Genomic DNA, 19,872 nt, shown 5'->3' with positions numbered 1-19,872 from the left:
CAAGGTTTTTTTGATACAAAAAATGACCTGCTAAAAACAGGCCATCTATTATGCTTCAACGTTTCTTGATTATTTAACGAAGTCAAGAAGAGCAAGGAAGCTTTCTGGTTCAAGTGAAGCACCACCAACAAGGGCACCGTCAACGTCTGGGCAAGCCATGTATGCTGCAACGTTTTCAGGTTTAACTGAACCACCGTATTGAACGCGAACTTTGTCAGCTACTGCTTGACCGAAGTCTGCTGCAACTGTGTCACGAACAACTTTACACATTTTTTGTGCGTCGTCTTGGCTAGCTGATTTACCAGTACCGATAGCCCAGATTGGTTCGTATGCGATAACAAGTGAAGAAACTTGTTCGTCAGTCAAGCCAGCAAGAGCAGCTGAAACTTGTCCACCTACGAATTCTGCAGCTTTACCTGCTTCGTAAGTTTCAAGAGTTTCACCACAGCAGATGATTGGAAGCATACCGTTAGCAAAGATAGCTTTTGCTTTTTTGTTGATGTCTTCATCTGTTTCGTGGAAGTATTCACGACGTTCTGAGTGACCGATTACAACGTAGTCAGTTCCCATTTCAGACAATACTTTAGGGCTGTTTTCACCAGTGAAAGCACCAGCATTTTCAAAGTAGCAGTTTTCAGCAGCAACTTTAAGTTCTGAACCTTTAGCTGCAGCAAGAACTGTTGAAAGGTCAAGTGCAGGAGCTGCGATACCAGCTTCAACAAGTTCTGATGAAGGCAATTTAGAAGCTACTGCTTCAACAAATGCTTTAGCTTCTTCTGGATTTTTGTTCATTTTCCAGTTACCAGCGATAAATGGTTTACGTGACATTTCACATACCTCTTCTATTTTTTTTTACTCCTTATTTTATCATATTTTCTGCAGGTTTGAAAGGTTCGACACTATTTTTAGAGAGGAAAGTCACAAAAAAAGAGCCCCTAACGGGACTCTCCACAATTACTATCTGACTAAATAATTGTTATCTGGGAACTTAATTAGTTAATTCAAATTAAGCTTCGATTTCTGAAACGATACCTGAACCAACAGTACGTCCACCTTCACGGATTGAGAATGTAGTACCTTGTTCAACGGCGATTGGGTGAATCAATTCAACGTCGATAGTTACGTTATCACCAGGCATTACCATTTCAGTACCTGCTGGAAGTTCGATTGAACCTGTAACGTCAGTTGTACGGAAGTAGAATTGAGGACGGTAGTTGTTGAAGAATGGAGTGTGACGTCCACCTTCTTCTTTAGTAAGGATGTAAACTTCACCTTTGAATTTAGTGTGTGGGTGGATTGAACCTGGTTTAGCAAGAACTTGACCACGTTCGATTTCATCACGTTGGATACCACGAAGAAGCACACCAACGTTGTCCCCTGCAAGACCTTCATCAAGTTGTTTACGGAACATTTCAACACCAGTAACAACAGCTTTTTGGATGTCGTCACGGATACCAACGATTTCAACTTCGTCGTTGACTTTAACAGTACCACGGTCGATACGTCCTGATGCTACAGTACCACGACCAGTGATTGAGAATACGTCTTCGACTGGAAGAAGCAATGGTTTGTCAGTATCACGTTCTGGTTCTGGAATGTATTCATCAACAGTGTCCATCAATTCCATGATGATGTCTTCGTAGTGAGTGTCACCTTCAAGGGCTTTAAGAGCTGAACCTTGGATAACTGGAAGATCGTCACCTGGGAAATCGTATTCTGAAAGAAGGTCACGGATTTCCATTTCAACCAATTCAAGCAATTCTTCGTCATCAACAAGGTCGATTTTGTTCATGAAGACGATAAGGTATTTAACACCTACTTGACGTGAAAGAAGGATGTGTTCACGTGTTTGTGGCATTGGACCGTCAGTTGAAGCTACTACAAGGATAGCACCATCCATTTGGGCAGCACCAGTGATCATGTTTTTAACGTAGTCCGCGTGTCCTGGAGCGTCGATGTGAGCGTAGTGACGTTTAGCAGTTTCGTACTCAACGTGTGCAGTGTTGATTGTGATACCGCGTTCGCGTTCTTCAGGAGCAGCATCGATAGAAGCGTAGTCTTTTGGTTGGTTAACTGCGCTTGGAAGACGACGAGCAAGAACTGTTGTAATTGCAGCTGTCAAAGTAGTTTTACCATGGTCAACGTGTCCGATTGTACCAATGTTAACGTGTGGTTTACTACGATCGTATTTTTCTTTTGCCATTTGGGTAAAAGCCTCCAATAAAATATATTTTATAGATAGACGGTAGGCAATACAGTCTAACCTTACCCTACTATTTTATCAAATTATAAAGGAATTGCAAGCATTTAACTATTTCTTATGCGTCTAAATTTTCAAGAATGCCTGTAAATCCCTTAAAATCAAGCGATTTCCCAATGTTATTTCTTTCAAAAAAAATAACCAAAGCAAGACAAAATACTTGCTTTGGTCAAAAAATCATTTAGTCATTATGGAACAATTGATCCAAATCAATGACATTATCTGCATAGGGGTGATTGGTGTTTTGTGCTTGGAGTTCTGCTTCTGCTTCTCTGATAATCTCTTCACGTTTTTCATTGGCATCAATATTGAGCACAAAACCAATGGCAACCGAGAGCACCAACAAGCTATTTCCCCCTTGGGATAAGAATGGGAAAGTAACCCCTGTTGATGGAATCAAGCCTGAGATACCACCGATATTGACAAAGGTTTGCATCAAAATCATGCCACCAATTCCTAGTGCAATCATGGCATTGAAAGGATTTTTAGCCTTAATCCCCACGTGCATAATACGTAAAATCAAGAAGAACAGCAAAGCAAGAATAAGTCCTGCTCCAATCAAACCTAATTCTTCCATGACAATGGAAAAGACAAAATCGGTTGTCGCCTCAGGAAGATAACCACCTTTTTCAATGGAATTCCCCAAACCTCTACCAAACCAACCACCATTACTCATGGCATAGTAAGAATGAGCTAGCTGGTGTCCTGCGTTGGTCAAGTCATCAAAAGGATTGAAAAAGGCACTGAAACGTTTGGCAACATAACCAAAGACGGGCACTTTTTCCATGGTTTCCACACCAATGGCAAAGATTAAGCCTAAAAATCCAGCTGATAAGGTCGTGACGGTAATCAAAATAGCAGAAAACCAACGGTAAGCTACCCCACTGACTGAATACATGATCAAGCCAGTCAAAACGATGATAGCTGCATTTCCAAGGTCAGGCTGTGCTGCGACCAGCATAATCATCCCTAGCGAATACACGCGCCAATCTTTTAAATCACTCCAACGCCTTGGTATCCAACGCCGCTTGGTCAAGGCTTGGTAATCATAGATTTCAATTTCTTTCTGGCGCCGTGAAAACGTATAAGCCAACAGCCAGACAATGATGATTTTCAGGTATTCTGCTGGTTGAAAACTAATGGGACCAATCACAATCCAACCGTGCGCCCCGTTAACCGTTCGCGTAAAGAAACGCGCAATTAACAAGAGAACAACTTCAACGATCATAGTCGTTGTCAGGACTTTTGGATTTTTCAAGAAGTCTAAACGTAATTTATAAATGAAAAAGATAGCAGCTAAACTGATGCCCCAATACATTCCTTGGTTAAGAACTGACCGAAAAGGGTTTAACCCGTATTGGACAAGGGATGGGCTTGTGGTCGAATAAATGACAATCAAACCAATCACAGATAAAATTAAATAAGGCACAAGGATTGAATAATTCAGTAAATGCCTCTTCGAAATATTCATAAACGCTCCTATTAAGACATATGATCTCTGGATGTAATAACCACCTGCCATTATACCATCTTTCTAAGCTAAAAAAAAGTAAAAATCTAGCAAGTCTTGCCAAAGTCTGAGCCAAAGTAAAAAAACACCCCTTGGACTTAACCAAGAAGTGCTGCTTCATCTTGCTTTATGATCAGCCTGAGTTACGCAAACCAGTTGCAATACCGTTGATAGTGGTGTGAATGAGTTTTTCGTAATCTTCGTCCAACTCATCGTGGCGTAAACGTTTAATCAATTCAATTTGAATGTAGTTTAAGACGTTGAAGTATGGCAAACGGTAATCAAGGCTGGCACGAAGAGATGGATTGGTTTCCAATAAATCTTCGTGTTGTTCAATAGCTAAAATAACATTTTTAGTGAGTTGCCATTCGTCAAGAATGGTGTTAAAGACATCACGCACGTCTTCATCTTCAGCCAATTGAGCGTATTGGAAAGCAATGTTCATGTTTGATTTTGAAAGAACCATATCTACATTTGAGAGGAGAGAATGGAAGAATGGCCATTTGTCATACATGTGTTGCAATTTCGCCAAGTTACCCTCATCAGCGTCAATAAAGTGTTTGAAGGCAGAACCGACACCATACCAGCCTGGGAACATCACTCGACTTTGTGACCATGAGAATACCCACGGAATCGCACGAAGGCCTGAAATTTCAGTGATGGTTTTACGAGCAGCTGGACGTGAACCGATATTCAAACTTGAAACTTCTTTAATTGGGCTTGCTTCAAAGAAATAATCATAGAAATGCGGATTGCCAAAGACCAAATCACGGTAAACTGTATTTGAATAGCTAACAATGTCGTCCATCGTTGCACGGAACTCATCGATTTCATTAGCATCCGTAATCATGCGTGTTACAATACGGTCAATGGTTGCTGACACCAACATTTCAAGGTTGTAGTAGGCAACGTCTTTATTACCGTATTTGTTTTCAATGATTTCCCCTTGCTCTGTCAAGCGGATGCGGTCTTTAATCGAACCAAATGGTTGGGATGTAATGGCTTCATATGATGGACCACCTCCACGGCCGACTGTACCACCACGACCATGAATGAAGGTTACTTTAATACCACGTTCTGTTCCGATACGAGTCAATTCGTTTTGAGCCTTGTAAAGTGTCCAAACAGATGACAAGTAACCGCCGTCTTTATTACTATCTGAGTAACCAAGCATGACTTCTTGGTAGCCTTTGTTAGCTGCAATCCAACGGCGCACGATGTCGTAATCAAGGTATTCTTCCATGATGCCACGTGAATTTTCAAGGTCTTCGATGGTTTCAAAGAGAGGAACAATTTGAACACGCGCTTTTTGGTTATCAATCAAACCAACTTCTTTTAACATAACCGCTAATTCAAACATATCAGACACGCTTTCAGTGTGTGAGATAATGTGTTGTTTGATGACTTCTTCGCCTAGTTTGTCTTTAAGGTAACGAGCGGTTTTAAAGATAGCCAATTCTTTTTGCAGGAGTTCTGACTTCTCAGCATTTGCTGAAGATAAGGTACGAGGGTCCTCAGTCAGTTCTGTAAGCAAAATCTTGATTTTTTCCTCTTCTGGAAGCTCACTGTAATTATCCACAACGTTTGCTGATCGTAACAATTCTGCCACACAAGCTTCGTTGACGCTTGAATCTTGACGCATATCAATGGTTGCAAGGTAGAAACCAAAAACATCAACTGCTTGGAGCAACTCGCTGAAATCACCTGTTAGCATAGCCTCATCGCCATTATCTAACAATGATTGCTTGATTAAGAGTAAATCATCTTTAAATTCTTGGGCCGTTTTGTAGCTTGGAATTTCATTTTGAAGTTCAGAAGACACGCGAGAGAATTTCTCTTGCAAATACTTGCTGACAACACTAGCATTGTTGGTGCTTGTGTAAACCCCAGAACTAATGTTGTTGCTGCTTTCCAAGACACGTTGTGAAATGCCTGGTCCAGCTTTTAATTCCAACAAGGTTTGAATCAATTTCAACTGAATGTAATGGAAGGCTTTACGGTAAGGCTCATTTTCACGATAAATCGATTTATCTGTTGATAATTCAGCCATTTTTTCCACTTCAGGACTGATGTCTGTAAGAGTTGTAGAAAGTGAGAAGGTACGATAAAGACCTGTTAATTTTTCGATGTAGTAGTTAAGAATAACTTCACTTTGGACAGTGGCAGAAAGTTGCAGAGTTTCTGCTGTAACGTATGGGTTTCCATCACGGTCGCCCCCAATCCACATTCCCATGGTGATTGGTTTTGGATTGTCCAAATCAAGGCCTTTTTCAGCGGCTAAGTGCTTGTATTCTGACGTTAATTTTGTGATGGCTTGAATCAAAGAGGTATTGTAATACTCCATCACGTTGGTGATTTCATTTTTAACCGTCAATTTTTTCTCACGAATAATATCCGTTTGCATGATGATTTCAATGTAACGGCGTAAATCCGTGTACCATTTGTTACGGTTGACAACACCAGCCTTAACATCGCGGTACTTACGCAACAAATCATGAATGTGGTTGGTCAACTCCAAAACGGTTTTACGTTGCACTTGCGTTGGGTGAGCGGTTAATACAGGAACCACGTTCACGTTTTCAAGAATTTCTTTGGCGTTGTCGCTTTCTGAAACCATGTCAACCGTTAGAGAAAGTTTGCCAAGGTAATCCTTGCCCATGTTGTTTTGGTAGTTAATCTCATACGCAAAATCCACATCTTCAGAGATGTTGATTAAAAGCGGTAAAATTGAAAAATAGCGAGATACGACGATCATCTCATCATTCGTTAATTGAGCTACTAATTTTTCAAGTTTGACGTATTCAGAGCTTGCTGATAAGTCGGCGATATTTTGAATTTTGGCAAACACCTCATCGCCAACCATTTGATGGGTTGTATCGTCAAGGATTTGTTTTAACACTTTGACTTCTTCTGTCATTATCGACCGAGTGTTATTATTTTCCAATTTTTTGACTGTCACTCTCTTCACTCCTTTTTGTTTGGATTGGAATCCTTTGTTACAAACGTACCCCTATATCATACCACTTTTTGTAAGGAAAAGTAACCCATTTTCTAATGATTATCCTTGTTTTTATAAATTTTCTGATTTTTTAAATCTTTTTGCTGTATAGCCTGTGCTACTAGGATAAGCTCTAGATTTTTGATATACTTTTGAGGATAAGAACTAAAATGATTGGAGATGACCTATGGAATTGAAAAAACGTTCGGATTTTCCTGAAAATGAATTATGGGATTTGACAGCACTCTATCAAGACCGCGAGGATTTTTTACGAAGTATTGAAAAAACATTAGAAGATATTAACGTCTTTAAGCGCAATTACGAGGGACGCTTGGAAACTGCTGATGATTTTACACGTGCTTTGTATGAGATTGAGCAGATTTACATCGAGATGAGCCATATCGATAACTACGCTTTTATGCCGCAGACAACGGATTTCAGCGATGAATCATTTGCCCAAATCGCACAGGCAGGGGCAGACTTTATGACCAAGGCTAATGTGGCACTCAGCTTTTTTGATACGGCTCTTGCGACTGCTGATTTGGCTATCTTGGACGAATTAGAAGCCAACCCACATTTTAGCGCAGCCATTCGCCAAGCTAAAATCCAAAAGAAACACTTTATCTCACCAGAAGTCGAAAAAACCTTGACTAATCTGGCCGAAGTTTTCAACGCACCGCAAGACATTTACACTAAAATGCGTGCAGGTGATTTTGAAATGGACGATTTTGAAGTGAATGGCAAAACCTACCGCAACTCTTTTGTCACTTATGAAAATTTCTATCAAAATCATGAAGACGCTGATGTTCGTGAAAATGCCTTCCGCTCTTTCTCAGCTGGGCTTAGAAAACACCAAAATGCCGCAGCAAGTGCTTATTTGGCACAGGTCAAATCTGAAAAAATCATGGCGGATATGCGGGGGTACGACTCTGTTTTTGACTACCTCCTTGCCGAACAAGAAGTGGACCGCGATATGTTTGACCGCCAAATTGATCTCATTATGACAGAGTTTGCGCCGATTGCACAAAAATACCTCAAACACGTGGCAAAAGTGAATGGCTTGTCAAAAATGACCTTTGCTGATTGGAAATTGGATTTGGATAGCGATTTAAACCCTCACGTCAGCATTGACGATGCCTATGATTTGGTGATGAAATCCGTTGCTCCGCTGGGTGAGGAATACAGTCAGGAAGTTGCCCGCTACCAAGAAGAGCGCTGGGTGGATTTTGCTGCTAATGCCAATAAAGATTCAGGCGGCTATGCTGCAGACCCATACAAGGTTCACCCATACATTCTCATGAGCTGGACAGGGCGTTTGTCAGATGTCTATACCTTGATTCACGAAATTGGTCACTCAGGGCAATTTATCTTTTCTGACAACCATCAAAGCTACTTCAATACCCACATGTCCACTTATTATGTAGAAGCCCCTTCAACCTTCAATGAATTGTTGCTGAGCGATTATTTGGAACAGCAGTTCGATGACCCTCGTCAAAAACGCTTTGCCTTAGCCCACCGTTTGACAGATACTTATTTTCACAATTTCATCACGCATCTGCTAGAGGCTGCCTTCCAACGTCGTGTTTACACCCTTATTGAAGAGGGCAAAACATTTGGAGCTGAGCAACTTAATCGCATTATGAAAGAGGTTCTCAGCCAATTTTGGGGTGATGCCATTGACATTGATGACGATGCTGCATTGACTTGGATGCGTCAAAGCCACTACTACATGGGACTTTACAGCTACACTTATTCTGCAGGGCTTGTGATTGCAACGGCTGGCTTTTTGAACTTTAAGCAAAACCCAAATGGTGCCCAAGACTGGCTAACCTTCCTCAAATCTGGTGGCTCACGTACACCGCTTGACACGGCTAAATTAATCGGAGCAGACATTTCAACTGACCAACCACTCCGCGACACCATCCAATTTTTAAGCCAAACCGTTGACCAAATCATCGCCTACACCGAAGCCATGACAGTATAAATTTAGACATTTATTCCCATAAGTCATTGCAAATATGACAATTGTATTACAAAAGCGTATTGTTTTGATTTTTAAACCGTTTTACGCTAAAATATGAGTAATGAGAAGACGAATAAAACCTATTGTTGTTGTAGTTTTCTTCGCCCTTTTAGGGCTCCTTCTCGTGATCGGTAAAACGCACTCAGACAGTCTAAAAGAACAACAGTTAATTTCAGCAAAGGCTTCTATTCCGACTTTGAGTGGCACGAGTACCACTACATCAACTTCTGATACTGACAATGATAAAGAGTTTGTTCTTAATCCGATTATCGATATCTCTGGTTGGCAACTTCCAAGCGAAATTGACTATGATACTCTGTCTAAAAATATTTCTGGTGCTATCGTTCGTGTGTACGGGGGATCACAAATTAGTAAAGATAGCAACGCCGCTTATACCACTGGGATTGATAAATCGTTTAAGACCCACATCAAAGAACTACAAAAACGAGACGTTCCAGTAGCGGTTTATAGTTATGCTTTAGGAAGAAGCGTCAAAGAAATGAAGGAAGAGGCCAAGACTTTCTATGAAAATGCTTCGCCTTACAAGCCTACTTTTTACTGGGTTGACGTTGAAGAGGCGACCATGCCTGACATGAATAAGGGAGTCCAAGCTTTTCTTAAAGAGCTCAAACGTTTAGGTGCCGAAAAGGTTGGGATTTACATTGGAACCTACTTCATGGATGAGCAAGAAATCTCTGTTGATGGCTTTGATGCCGTGTGGATTCCTGCTTATGGTTCTGATTCTGGCTACTACAATGCCGCACCACAGACCGATTTAGATTATGACCTCCATCAGTACACGTCGCAAGGTTACCTTAACGGCTTTAATTCGCCTTTAGATTTAAATCAAATTGCCGTGACCAAAGACAAAAAATCAACTTACAAAAAATTGTTTGGTGGCAGTAATAATAAAAGTGACAACAAAGAAGATAGCAATAAATAAGGCTAGGAAAATTCCTAGTCTTATTTTTGTGTGATCTCTTGGGAATTTGTCAAATGCTAACAGATTGATTATAATAAACCTAACAAGGAGCCCTGCGCTTCTACTCTTAACATTAGAAAGTGGTAATGATGTCTAAAAAAGCAAAAATGAAGAAAACCTTAGTGGACCAAATTTTAGATAAAGCCCACATTGAACACGATAGCTTAGCGATTAACGCTCTTGAGGGAGAATTGCCTGAGGGCATTCAAAAATCAGATATTTTTAAAACGCTAGCCTTAACTGGTGACAAGACAGGTCCTGTCATTGGGATTGTTCCTCTCACTGAGCACCTGTCAGAAAAGAAACTTGCCAAAGTATCTGGCAATAAAAAAGTGAGCATGATTCCACAAAAAGACCTGCAAAAAACGACAGGCTATATCCATGGGGCAAATAACCCCGTTGGTATTCGCCAAAAACACCATTTTCCAATTTTCATTGACAACAGTGCTTTAACATTAGGGCAAATGATTGTTTCAGCTGGGGAAGTTGGACGCTCTATTCGCATTGATAGCCAAGTCTTGGCTGACTTTGTCGATGCTCAATTTGCAGATTTATTAGCTTAGTCACACTGAGTGTTAGATGGGAGAATGACCTTATGAAATGTTATTTTGTCCGCCACGGCAAAACCCAATGGAACCTTGAAGGACGTTTTCAAGGAGCAAACGGCGATTCACCCTTGCTAAAAGAATCCATTCATGATTTGGAAAAATTAGGCGATTATTTGCAAGACATCTCCTTTGATGCCGTGTTTTCCAGTGACTTAAAACGCGCTAAAGACACTTGTCAAATCATCATGTCACGCAATCAGCACCCACAAACTATCACTTTTGAACCAGCCTTGCGAGAATGGCACCTCGGCAAATTAGAAGGCAACAAAATTGCGACAATCAGCGCCATTTATCCACATCAAATGCAAGCTTTTCGCCACAACCTAGCCAAATTCAACAACAGCATTTTTGAAGCGGAGTCGGTTTATCAAACCACCAAACGCGTATCAAGTTTCGTCAAATTTTTAAAAGACAAACCCTACCAAAATGTTTTACTGGTGGGGCACGGGGCAAATTTCACGGCTTCCATTCGGACTTTGCTGGGCTATGAACCAGCTGTCTTACGTGCTAAGGGCGGCCTTGACAATGGTAGTTTGACCATTTTGGAAACCGAAGATTTTGAGCATTTTTCATGCCTCAAATGGAATGACACCTCTTACAAATAAGTAAAAAAAGACTCTTGAAAGCTATTCAAGAGTCTTTTTAGATTATCTAGCGTATTTCAAACGCAGGACTTTTTCTTGTTGTTTGTCCAAACGAAGCAAAATCACAACCTTGTCAATGCTGATATTGCTCTCAAGCAGACGTTCTGCTGCCATCATCAAGCCGTTGTTGATGCCTAACTCCAAGATTGGATTTTTCTTATCGTTCACGTCAAAGATGAATTTATTATCAGGAAGATCAAAGAGTACTTTCACCGCTCCATACAATTGCTCAAAGCTATCAATTGCCACGTCATAAACAGGCTTAGTACCAGGTTTTAACTGACGGCCACGGTGATTAAACCACATCGAATGCCAACCACCATTGAAAGCTCCCATGACGTCATTGTCATAAGAATCCCCAACATAAAGCGTTGTCGCAGGGTTCATGTCAAATTGTTCAGCAGCCAGATTGAAAATTTCTTTTTCAGGTTTTTGGAAACCAGTCGCCTGACTAACGATGACACGTTTTGGATCAACGTAATCGTAAAGGCCAAGTTTTTTCACTTTTTTTAGTTGGTGCTCTGTTGGACCATTAGTGATAATGCCCATCGGTACCCCTTTTTCTTTTAGAAAATCAAGGGTCATGCGCATTTCATTAAGCATGGTAATGTTTTCCAACTCTTGCTCGTAAACTTCTTGGAAATCCACACCAGTTACCTCGTCAATTTCACGGTAACCAAACTCTAATAAGGTTTCCTTGCAACGCCAAAAGCGGAAATACTCGGTAGTCCATTCGCCAGCCATCACGCGCGGAAAACCTACATCCGAATAATGACGAAAACGGATATAAGCTTGGCCAATCTTGCTCATATCAAAGTCAGGGAAACACTTTTCAACCGCAATACGATAAGGCGCTTGCTGATCATAAATAGTATCATCGACGTCAAAAACAATTGAAGTAATCATGGTTCTCTTTTCTCTCTAATTATTTACCGCCACATATTATACTATTTTTTAGCCTTATTTTCAATCAAGGACACGAAAACACTTTCTTAACTTCGCCGATAAAATAAAGTGTATTATAGCTTGATTTATGATACAATAGAAAAGACTATTTACTTGGAGGGAAACATGTCAAACGAACACATCGAAGAATTAAATGACCAACAAATCGTGCGTCGTGAAAAAATGGCACATTTGGCTGAACAAGGGATTGATCCTTTCGGTAAACGCTTTGAACGCACAGCTACTTCTGGCCAACTCAAAGACAAATACGCAGACAAGACCAAAGAAGAGCTTCACGATATTAACCAAACAGCTATTATCGCTGGGCGACTAATGACTAAGCGTGGTAAGGGTAAAGTTGGATTTGCTCATATCCAAGACCGTGATGGTCAAATCCAAATATACGTCCGCAAAGACGCTGTTGGAGAAGAAAACTACCAAATTTTCAAAAAAGCAGACCTTGGTGACTTCCTTGGTGTTGAAGGGGAAATCATGCGTACAGACATGGGTGAATTGACTATCAAAGCCACTCACATCACTCACTTGTCTAAATCTCTTCGTCCACTTCCAGAAAAGTTCCACGGCTTGACAGACGTTGAAACCAAATACCGTAAACGTTACCTTGACTTGATTTCAAACCGTGAAAGCTTTGACCGCTTCGTAACACGCTCAAAAATCATCTCTGAAATCCGTCATTACCTTGATGGACTTGGTTTCTTAGAAGTGGAAACACCTGTCCTTCACAATGAAGCTGGGGGTGCTGCAGCTCGTCCATTCATCACTCACCACAATGCCCAAGACATTGACATGGTGCTTCGTATCGCGACAGAACTTCACTTGAAACGTTTAATCGTTGGTGGTATGGAAAAAGTTTACGAAATCGGACGCATCTTCCGTAACGAAGGTATGGATGCCACTCACAACCCTGAGTTCACTTCTATCGAAGCTTACCAAGCTTACGCTGATTTCCATGACATCATGGACTTGACAGAAGGTATCATCCAACACGTTTCTAAAGCTGTTAAAGGCGAAGGTCCTATCTCATATCAAGGTACTGAAATCGCTATTGACAAACCATTTAAACGTGTGCACATGGTGGATGCGATTAAAGAAGTCACTGGTGTTGATTTCTGGAAAGACATGACTCTTGAAGAAGCCCAAGCCATTGCCAAAGAAAAAAATATCCCTGTTGAAAAACACTTCACTTCAGTTGGTCACATCATCAACGCCTTCTTTGAAGAATTTGTCGAAGAAACATTGATTCAACCAACCTTTGTGTACGGACATCCAGTAGAAGTATCACCACTAGCTAAGAAAAATGCTGAAGATCCACGTTTCACTGACCGTTTCGAACTCTTCATCATGACCAAAGAATACGGCAATGCATTCACAGAGCTTAACGACCCAATTGATCAATTGTCACGTTTTGAAGCTCAAGCCAAAGCCAAAGAACTTGGTGACGACGAAGCGACTGGTATCGACTACGACTACGTAGAAGCCCTTGAATACGGTATGCCACCAACAGGCGGACTTGGTATCGGTATCGACCGTTTGGTTATGCTCCTCACAGATACAACAACTATTCGTGACGTCCTACTCTTCCCAACAATGAAATAATTTAGATTAAAAACGTTGATAAATCAACGTTTTTAGTTTATAAAGAACAAAACTTACGACCAATTTACGACAAATATTAAGAAGTCTAAACACTTCTAAAAAAAACAAAAACCGAACATCTCAAGTCTAGAGTATCCTATCTAGATGAGATGTTCGGTTCTTTTCGTAAAACCTGGTTTTATCAGGGAATATTGTATATTTTTGGAAAAACTTTAGCACTAGCCTATGAAGGCTTTTTATTTTTGACTATAATTTGATTAAATCTCAAGTAATTTAAAATAACTCAGGCAACTTTTGGGTTGCATACATATACAAGGATGTGTTTTTGTAAAGTATATTGCGCAGTATTTTTTCATTAACCCACGATTTCAAAGACTTTTTGGATGACAGAATTGTGCCAATCTTCTTCTGTCTTATCTTCTATCAACATTTGTTTTGAAACTAATATTGAATGCTCGTGAATTGAGTACAACTCTTCTGGTTCGATATTCTTACAAGTTGCCTGTTTGAAAAATTCAATAAATGTTCTAGTATCCATCGGGATGATATCAACTGTACCATTGTATATTTTTGATTTCTGATGAGATAAAGTGTAAAAATGATTTATAACTGTTTCATTTAAAGAATCTGCTATAAAAATACCAAACGTTGGTTTTTCCACCTGCATTTCCCCAATATGCCTACTTACAGGCTCTCCTTCCATTTCAAATTGTTTTTGACCTGTAGAAAGAGTAACCTCGATACCGATATTAAACTTTCCATAATCGCCAATTATGTCACTTTTCCCACCACCTGCTGTAGAAATAGGCATTCATATCAGTACAAACAATTTCTCTATCTACTTTTTTTAGAATATATTTGATTTCATCAATTCGTTCAGAACTTATTGTAAGTGTTCTTCCTTTACTGAATACTACAACACCTGTTGCTCTTAAGATACGAAAAATAGAATCTGTATAGTCTCCCCAATTCCTCAACTTCTTTTTCATATATTCTTCTGCGGTTTTCGTTTCAGTTTCTCTTGTCCTAAAGTCACCCAATTGGATAATGTCGTTATATAGTTCTTTAAAAACATTTAATTGTGTTTCATAATCAAACATTCTTAAAGATTTCTTTTGCTTTTTGATTATTTCTCTTTGTTTTCTATATTTTCTTATTCTTTCAACAACCGACTCAAAATTACGATAGTCTGTTAAAGTCATTCCGAAAATCATTAATTCCTTATATGATAAGTATTCTAATTCATCTATCAGTCTGATAAGTTCTAGGAACGGCTTAATTCTGAATCTTCCTGCATTAGACGCACTCTCTTTATGAAGTGGCGAGGGAAGTTGAAATTTTAAAATTTGATGAAGTAGAACATCTTCAAATAAGTCTTCGTCTTTTAATAGTTTTCCAGCCTCCGTTACTTGAAATTTCTTATCTCTCTGTGTAATAAAAAAGCCTAATGCTTGTGGCATTCTAGTTAATTTATCTCTCCCAGCAAGTGCTTTATCCCTTGCAGTTCCAGCTTCTTCCCCTGCCACCTTAGCTTCAGAAAGTACCGTATAAAACTTTACTTCATCAAAAGTTCCATCTTTATTAGCTCAGGATCTAAATGATATATAAATATAAGATTTTCATTATCTTTTATGTCATTGATAGCATTAATAAGCGCGGTATTATCATGAAATCTAAAATCATTTCTTATCCATAAAACAGAATTTCCCACGTTGCCCTCCTATGCCTATTCGTTTAGGCTTGTATTGTATTATCTTATTAAATATGTGACCTGATATAATTAAGTTGTAACACCTGTGTATAGTTTTGTAAAATACATACATAATCCAAGGAGATGTTACAATGACAAACAATCGTTACGAGCCTGAGCTCAAACAAAAGGTTCTTCGCCTCTATCTGGAAGAGGGACGAACCAAGAAAAGCCTGACCGAAGAATATAATCTTGGACAAGGCACGCTGACATACTGGTTACAGCAATACCGCAAAGAATGCGATAACAGCCCAACAAAACGGGAAGAATCTGATTCATACGAAGTTGCAAAAAAGCTACGCAAAGAAATTGAAGAACTCAAAAAGGAAAATGATTTTTTAAAAAAAGCAGCAGCATTCTTTGCGAAGGACATCGATTAGCTCAGTACCAGTTCATCCAGAAATATCAACAGACATTTGGGGTCAGATGGCTTCTTAGAAGAATGAAGATCTGTCCAAATGCTTACTATAATTATCTTAAAAACAAAAAACATGCTTATCGTCAGGAAAAGGCAGAGATTCAACGTAAAATTGTTGAAATCTACCACCGCGAAAATGGAGTTCCTGGATACCGAATGATGAACGATTATCTTAAGGGTATCGGAAGCATTCGTTCAGATCTGACAATACATCATTTTATGAATGAATTGGGCTTACGTTCCATCACACGTCGAAAGAAACCAAACTATGTAAAAGGAACAGCCAATAAAATCTTTCCAAACCTTCTGAATAGGGAATTTGATGTAAAAGAACCCAATAAAATATGGTGTACTGATTTTACATATTTAACTCGTCCAGATGGAACAATGCGTTACAATTGCACGATTATAGACCTTTGCGTTCGTGAAGTGGTTGCATCATTAAACAGCAGTCATATCGATACTGAATTGGCAAAGGAAACCTTGAAAATCGCACTAGAACGTCGAAAACCAGCAAAAGGAATTATCCTGCATTCTGATCAAGGGCGTCAATTTACCGCAAAAGAATTCAATAAATTTTGTGATAAAAACTATGTCCAACAAAGTATGAGCAAAGCAGGCTGTCCATATGACAATGCCGTTATGGAAAGATTCTACAATACGCTCAAACACGAATTCTATTATCTCTACAAGTTTGATTCAAATGACATTCTTGACCAAAAGCTCTATGAATTCGTTTATGGGAAATATAATCACGTAAGACCACATCGTGCAAACGGTGGACTTACACCTTATGCTGCACGATGTCGTGCAGCGTAAGAAATTTTATACACTAGTGTTACAAAAATGCTTGACTAGGTCAATGTTAATAGAAAAACTAAGTTTAAGTGGTAGGAATAATTTTGTAATTGTTTTTATAAAATCTAAAAATTGATATCATTATAAGTAAAATCATCCCTACTATAGATGCTTTTTCTAATATAGGATACGATCCCGAAAAGCCTTGGCTTGATTTAAGAAAATTATTGATTCCAAAATAAGCCCAGGCTATCGGTAAAGGGAATACAGCGTTTTTATTTTTTACGTTGACTAGAAATACAATCACTACAGCTACTATTAAGATTGTAAAAGCCCACAAAGTGTCAGATATTCCAAATCCATTCCAATTGAGTTTAACCAAAGTTGCAGATATGTTTACAACTGTTGCTATAAAAAGCCAACCGGCATATATTCCAAATGATAAAGGTATTATAAAATGCCCTTTAGATTTTATTGATAATAATTTTTCTAATATTAATGATAGCGAAAATAAAAAGGCAACAATAAAAATAACTGACAATTCTAATTGTAGATAAGAAAATGATATAATCCATAGTATGTTGAATAAACTGGAAAAGCGGAAGAGCGAAGTAATTCCATTTATAACGTTTTTATAGTAATCATTATCACTTCTAATTATCATTAAAATACATGATAAAATTACAAGAATATAAATTATGCTCCAAATACTGAATGTAGTTGGGCTTGGAGTTATCAGGGTCAAATATCTGTCAGATACCTCTTTTTGTGAATAGCCATTGATTAGGCCGAGGGCTCCGAGGGCATTTATTACAAGTGTTAAAAATAATAGTAATATATTTATAATTGCTTTTTTTCTTTCTTTCATTTTTATTCTCCTATTCATATATGTTTTGACCTAGTCAAGCATTTTTGTAACACTAGTGTATAAAATTTCTTACGCTGCACGACATCGTGCAGCATAAGGTGTAAGTCCACCGTTTGCACGATGTGGTCTTACGTGATTATATTTCCCATAAACGAATTCATAAAGCTTTTGGTCAAGAATGTCATTTGAATCAAACTTGTAGAGATAATAGAATTCGTGTTTGAGCGTATTGTAGAATCTTTCCATAACGGCATTGTCATTCGGATCATCTGTGATGCCTGATTTCTTATCGGTTTTAATCTGATACTGGTCCATAATCCATTCGATTGCTGAGCGTCCATTGACCATATATTCATAAGCTTTCTCAGGGATATTTTTAATGGTGATTTCGTTATTAAATACAATCGCAGAGCGGTCACCTTTTTTGATGAATTTCATCTTAGTAACCTTGTAAGAAGGCTGAGCAGAAAACTGAATCTCCACATCATCATAGACAGGTACTTCTTCATAGTTGAGGTGCAAGTCCATCAAAGCCTTACCAACTTCAACATACTTTTCTTTATGCTTAACAATCGGAATCCGAGCCAAGTCTTTCTTCAAGTCATTGGCATACTTTTCCTGATACTCACGAGAATTAAGTAGCCCATAGACATAAGCAAAGGTGCCATAAAAATCAAAAATATAATATCGATACGCTAGTCTTGTCATGTTTTCACCTATTCTTTCCTTATGATTGCGGTTTCATTTTTATTATAAAGAAAATAGAGGTTTTTGACTAGTTTATTGATCTTAGCCATTGCAAAGCGCATCGCTTTATTCTAAAATAGGAGTAATTCATCAATCAAAGGAGTTGCCATGTCTAGACACACCATTTATTTCCTATCTGCTGCTATCTTTTTAGCTTATGGCTTACTAGCAGACACACCCCGTAAAAGTACTTTTATCATTTTGGGCATTGCTTTTGCTATCATCGGTTGCTCATTTTATTTAAGAACACGAAACACTAAAAAGAAATAGACGATGCAGCACTTGACATCGTCTATTTCTTTGGTTACAATTTTAGTAAACCATATAATTAAAATAGGTTTACTATTTTTAAAAAGAAAGAGGTCTTTATGTCAAGTAACAGAGCATTAACCCTTGTTTTTCCCGCATTTGGAGCAGCTTTAATCGCTGTCCTGTCACAGATTACCATTCCAATTGGTACGGTACCTTTTACCTTGCAGACACTTGCCGTGGGGCTGGTAGCATCAACCTTTCGTTTTCGTGATGCCAGTTTGAGCATTCTTGTTTACTGGCTATTGGGGGCTATTGGCCTACCTGTATTTGCTGGGGGTGCTGGGGGGATTAGTGCTTTTGTCACTCCGACAGCTGGCTTTTTGTGGGGATTTATTGCTTATGCCTGCGTTACTTCTTACCTTTGTCAAAGACACTCGTCTTTAGCAGGTATTTTCATAAGCAATCTCCTTGGGGATGCCTTGGCATTTGTCTGTGGCGTTATAGGGCTGCATTTTCTAGCTGACATGACTTGGAAAGCTGCTTGGCTAACAGGTGTCCTGCCTTTCCTCCTTCCTGAATTAGGAAAAATAGTCGTTATTAGCCTCATCAGCCAAACTTTAAGACGCTCACTGCAACACTTACCATATTTTCAAGCAATCGAAAAAGGCTAGGATAAAAATCCCAGCCTTTTCTAAACATAATCACACATTTTATTGACGAAAAGCTTCAAGAATAATCTTGAATTCGTCATTGGTAAGGGTAATGCCTTTTCCCATTTTTTGATGGTCAGGACTCCATGAACGAATATCAAATTTAGGCTCTGCGCCATTAAAACTCACGCGATTAAGCTCTTTCGTCCATCCCTTATCGCTCTCAGACAAGGTAAGCAAGTGTTCAACAATTTCAAATTTAAATTCTGCCATAAAGGACCTCCTACTAATGATATTCGTAAAAACTTCAGCAAGGCGTGTTTCTTTTTCACCAAAAATGGTGTATAATCATTTTAACAATTTTTTAGGTAAAACACTATGAAAAATCTGATTCACGCATTAAAAAAATACGCCAAAACCTATATGGACTTTCAAGGTCAGCCTAGAGATAACCAGCTGATTTTCCACAAGCTCTCTCAAACCATTCAAGAAGCGCATGAAAAACACTTGGCTTTGCATGCGATTTATGAGGAAAAAAGCTTTACTGGCGATTTGGTCAAATGGGACACTGCCCATAATAAATTGATTTTAAAAAATATTAAACACAACATTTCAGCGATTATTCCGATTGATGCGATAAAGCATCTGACTTTAGTGCCGCCAACAGTCAGACAATCACAAGAAAACCACAACCAAGAGAAAAGAACGACTTCGCTTTAGTCGTTCTTTTTGGCTCTTTGTCAACTGTAGTGGGTAGATGAAAAGCTAACACCTAGAGAGGACGAACTTCGTTCTCTCTTTC

General features: G+C 39.0%; 20 protein-coding genes. 9 read left to right on the top strand and 11 right to left on the bottom strand.

The window, feature by feature from the left end; translation table 11 throughout:
• Positions 1 to 69: 69 nt before the first annotated feature.
• The 4 genes from tpiA to ppc form a co-directional block, all read right to left on the bottom strand.
• Positions 70 to 828, bottom strand: a complete 759-nt coding sequence (tpiA, locus tag ACFORE_RS05960) for a triose-phosphate isomerase (protein ID WP_154454188.1) — start codon at positions 826 to 828, stop codon at positions 70 to 72.
• Positions 829 to 1,006: 178 nt separating this feature from the next.
• Positions 1,007 to 2,203 carry an elongation factor Tu gene (gene tuf / locus ACFORE_RS05955; RefSeq protein ID WP_154454187.1) on the bottom strand — a complete coding sequence of 399 codons (1,197 nt, stop codon included), beginning with the start codon at positions 2,201 to 2,203 and terminating at the stop codon, positions 1,007 to 1,009.
• Between the two features lie 238 nt (positions 2,204 to 2,441).
• Positions 2,442 to 3,731 carry a cell division peptidoglycan polymerase FtsW gene (gene ftsW, locus ACFORE_RS05950; protein ID WP_154454186.1) on the bottom strand — a complete coding sequence of 430 codons (1,290 nt, stop codon included), beginning with the start codon at positions 3,729 to 3,731 and terminating at the stop codon, positions 2,442 to 2,444.
• Between the two features lie 172 nt (positions 3,732 to 3,903).
• Positions 3,904 to 6,729: a phosphoenolpyruvate carboxylase gene (ppc, locus tag ACFORE_RS05945; RefSeq protein WP_167829245.1), complete on the bottom strand. Its 2,826-nt coding sequence runs from the start codon at positions 6,727 to 6,729 to the stop codon at positions 3,904 to 3,906.
• 226 nt (positions 6,730 to 6,955) lie between these two features.
• Between ppc and pepF the strand changes: the two genes are divergently transcribed.
• From pepF to ACFORE_RS05925, 4 genes are all read left to right on the top strand, one after another.
• Positions 6,956 to 8,752, top strand: a complete 1,797-nt coding sequence (gene pepF, locus ACFORE_RS05940) for an oligoendopeptidase F (RefSeq protein ID WP_235280765.1) — start codon at positions 6,956 to 6,958, stop codon at positions 8,750 to 8,752.
• A 100-nt stretch (positions 8,753 to 8,852) separates the two neighbouring features.
• Positions 8,853 to 9,734, top strand: a complete 882-nt coding sequence (locus tag ACFORE_RS05935; RefSeq protein WP_154454184.1) for a glycoside hydrolase family 25 protein — start codon at positions 8,853 to 8,855, stop codon at positions 9,732 to 9,734.
• Positions 9,735 to 9,862: 128 nt separating this feature from the next.
• On the top strand, positions 9,863 to 10,336 hold the full coding sequence (locus tag ACFORE_RS05930; protein WP_154454183.1) for an aminoacyl-tRNA deacylase: 474 nt from the start codon (positions 9,863 to 9,865) through the stop codon (positions 10,334 to 10,336).
• A gap of 32 nt (positions 10,337 to 10,368) precedes the next feature.
• A complete protein-coding gene (locus ACFORE_RS05925; protein ID WP_154454182.1) occupies positions 10,369 to 10,986 on the top strand; it encodes a histidine phosphatase family protein in 618 nt (205 codons plus the stop codon).
• Positions 10,987 to 11,028: 42 nt separating this feature from the next.
• Here the strand turns inward: ACFORE_RS05925 and ACFORE_RS05920 are convergent, their stop codons facing one another.
• Positions 11,029 to 11,931, bottom strand: coding sequence for an HAD family hydrolase (locus tag ACFORE_RS05920; protein ID WP_154454181.1), 903 nt, complete (start codon positions 11,929 to 11,931; stop codon positions 11,029 to 11,031).
• A 165-nt stretch (positions 11,932 to 12,096) separates the two neighbouring features.
• Here ACFORE_RS05920 and lysS point away from each other — a divergent pair, with 165 nt between their 5' ends.
• A complete protein-coding gene (gene lysS / locus ACFORE_RS05915) occupies positions 12,097 to 13,587 on the top strand; it encodes a lysine--tRNA ligase (protein ID WP_154454180.1) in 1,491 nt (496 codons plus the stop codon).
• Between the two features lie 355 nt (positions 13,588 to 13,942).
• On the opposite strand, the gene ACFORE_RS05910 is transcribed toward lysS, so the two are convergent.
• The 3 genes from ACFORE_RS05910 to ACFORE_RS05900 are packed head-to-tail and all read right to left on the bottom strand — an operon-like array spanning position 13,943 to position 15,298.
• The gene (locus ACFORE_RS05910; RefSeq protein WP_380435050.1) at positions 13,943 to 14,398 is read right to left on the bottom strand and encodes an AlwI family type II restriction endonuclease; all 456 of its coding nucleotides are present in this window, start codon (positions 14,396 to 14,398) and stop codon (positions 13,943 to 13,945) included.
• Positions 14,364 to 15,113: an AlwI family type II restriction endonuclease gene (locus tag ACFORE_RS05905; protein WP_380435049.1), complete on the bottom strand. Its 750-nt coding sequence runs from the start codon at positions 15,111 to 15,113 to the stop codon at positions 14,364 to 14,366. The genes ACFORE_RS05910 and ACFORE_RS05905 overlap by 35 nt, the downstream gene beginning before the upstream one ends.
• 29 nt (positions 15,114 to 15,142) lie before the next feature.
• Entirely contained in the window at positions 15,143 to 15,298 is a 156-nt protein-coding gene (locus tag ACFORE_RS05900) for a deoxyribodipyrimidine photo-lyase (protein ID WP_235281215.1), read from the bottom strand.
• A 131-nt stretch (positions 15,299 to 15,429) separates the two neighbouring features.
• Between ACFORE_RS05900 and ACFORE_RS05895 the strand changes: the two genes are divergently transcribed.
• A protein-coding gene (locus ACFORE_RS05895; protein WP_380435048.1) for an IS3 family transposase occupies positions 15,430 to 16,574 on the top strand; the annotation gives its coding sequence in 2 pieces (ribosomal slippage) (positions 15,430 to 15,676 and positions 15,676 to 16,574; 1,146 coding nt in all).
• A 64-nt stretch (positions 16,575 to 16,638) separates the two neighbouring features.
• Here the strand turns inward: ACFORE_RS05895 and ACFORE_RS05890 are convergent.
• Both ACFORE_RS05890 and ACFORE_RS05885 read right to left on the bottom strand, forming a co-directional pair.
• On the bottom strand, positions 16,639 to 17,421 hold the full coding sequence (locus ACFORE_RS05890) for a TspO/MBR family protein (RefSeq protein ID WP_167510345.1): 783 nt from the start codon (positions 17,419 to 17,421) through the stop codon (positions 16,639 to 16,641).
• Positions 17,422 to 17,490: 69 nt separating this feature from the next.
• Positions 17,491 to 18,129: a type ISP restriction/modification enzyme gene (locus ACFORE_RS05885; RefSeq protein ID WP_373875643.1), complete on the bottom strand. Its 639-nt coding sequence runs from the start codon at positions 18,127 to 18,129 to the stop codon at positions 17,491 to 17,493.
• A gap of 147 nt (positions 18,130 to 18,276) precedes the next feature.
• Here ACFORE_RS05885 and ACFORE_RS05880 point away from each other — a divergent pair, with 147 nt between their 5' ends.
• Both ACFORE_RS05880 and ACFORE_RS05875 read left to right on the top strand, forming a co-directional pair.
• Positions 18,277 to 18,438 carry a hypothetical protein gene (locus ACFORE_RS05880; RefSeq protein WP_235281157.1) on the top strand — a complete coding sequence of 54 codons (162 nt, stop codon included), beginning with the start codon at positions 18,277 to 18,279 and terminating at the stop codon, positions 18,436 to 18,438.
• A 98-nt stretch (positions 18,439 to 18,536) separates the two neighbouring features.
• On the top strand, positions 18,537 to 19,091 hold the full coding sequence (locus tag ACFORE_RS05875) for a biotin transporter BioY (RefSeq protein ID WP_235281156.1): 555 nt from the start codon (positions 18,537 to 18,539) through the stop codon (positions 19,089 to 19,091).
• 39 nt (positions 19,092 to 19,130) lie between these two features.
• Here the strand turns inward: ACFORE_RS05875 and ACFORE_RS05870 are convergent, their stop codons facing one another.
• The gene (locus ACFORE_RS05870; protein ID WP_154454164.1) at positions 19,131 to 19,343 is read right to left on the bottom strand and encodes a YdbC family protein; all 213 of its coding nucleotides are present in this window, start codon (positions 19,341 to 19,343) and stop codon (positions 19,131 to 19,133) included.
• Between the two features lie 105 nt (positions 19,344 to 19,448).
• Between ACFORE_RS05870 and ACFORE_RS05865 the strand changes: the two genes are divergently transcribed.
• Positions 19,449 to 19,790 (top strand): hypothetical protein, encoded by a 342-nt coding sequence (locus tag ACFORE_RS05865; protein WP_235281155.1) that lies wholly within the window; start codon positions 19,449 to 19,451, stop codon positions 19,788 to 19,790.
• The last annotated feature ends 82 nt before the right edge of the window (positions 19,791 to 19,872 follow it).

The sequence above is a fragment of the Streptococcus alactolyticus genome (assembly GCF_042649785.1).
Classification (GTDB): domain Bacteria; phylum Bacillota; class Bacilli; order Lactobacillales; family Streptococcaceae; genus Streptococcus; species Streptococcus alactolyticus.
The sequence above is the reverse complement of the archived record's forward strand: the minus strand, read 5'-3'. Positions and strand labels throughout refer to the sequence as shown.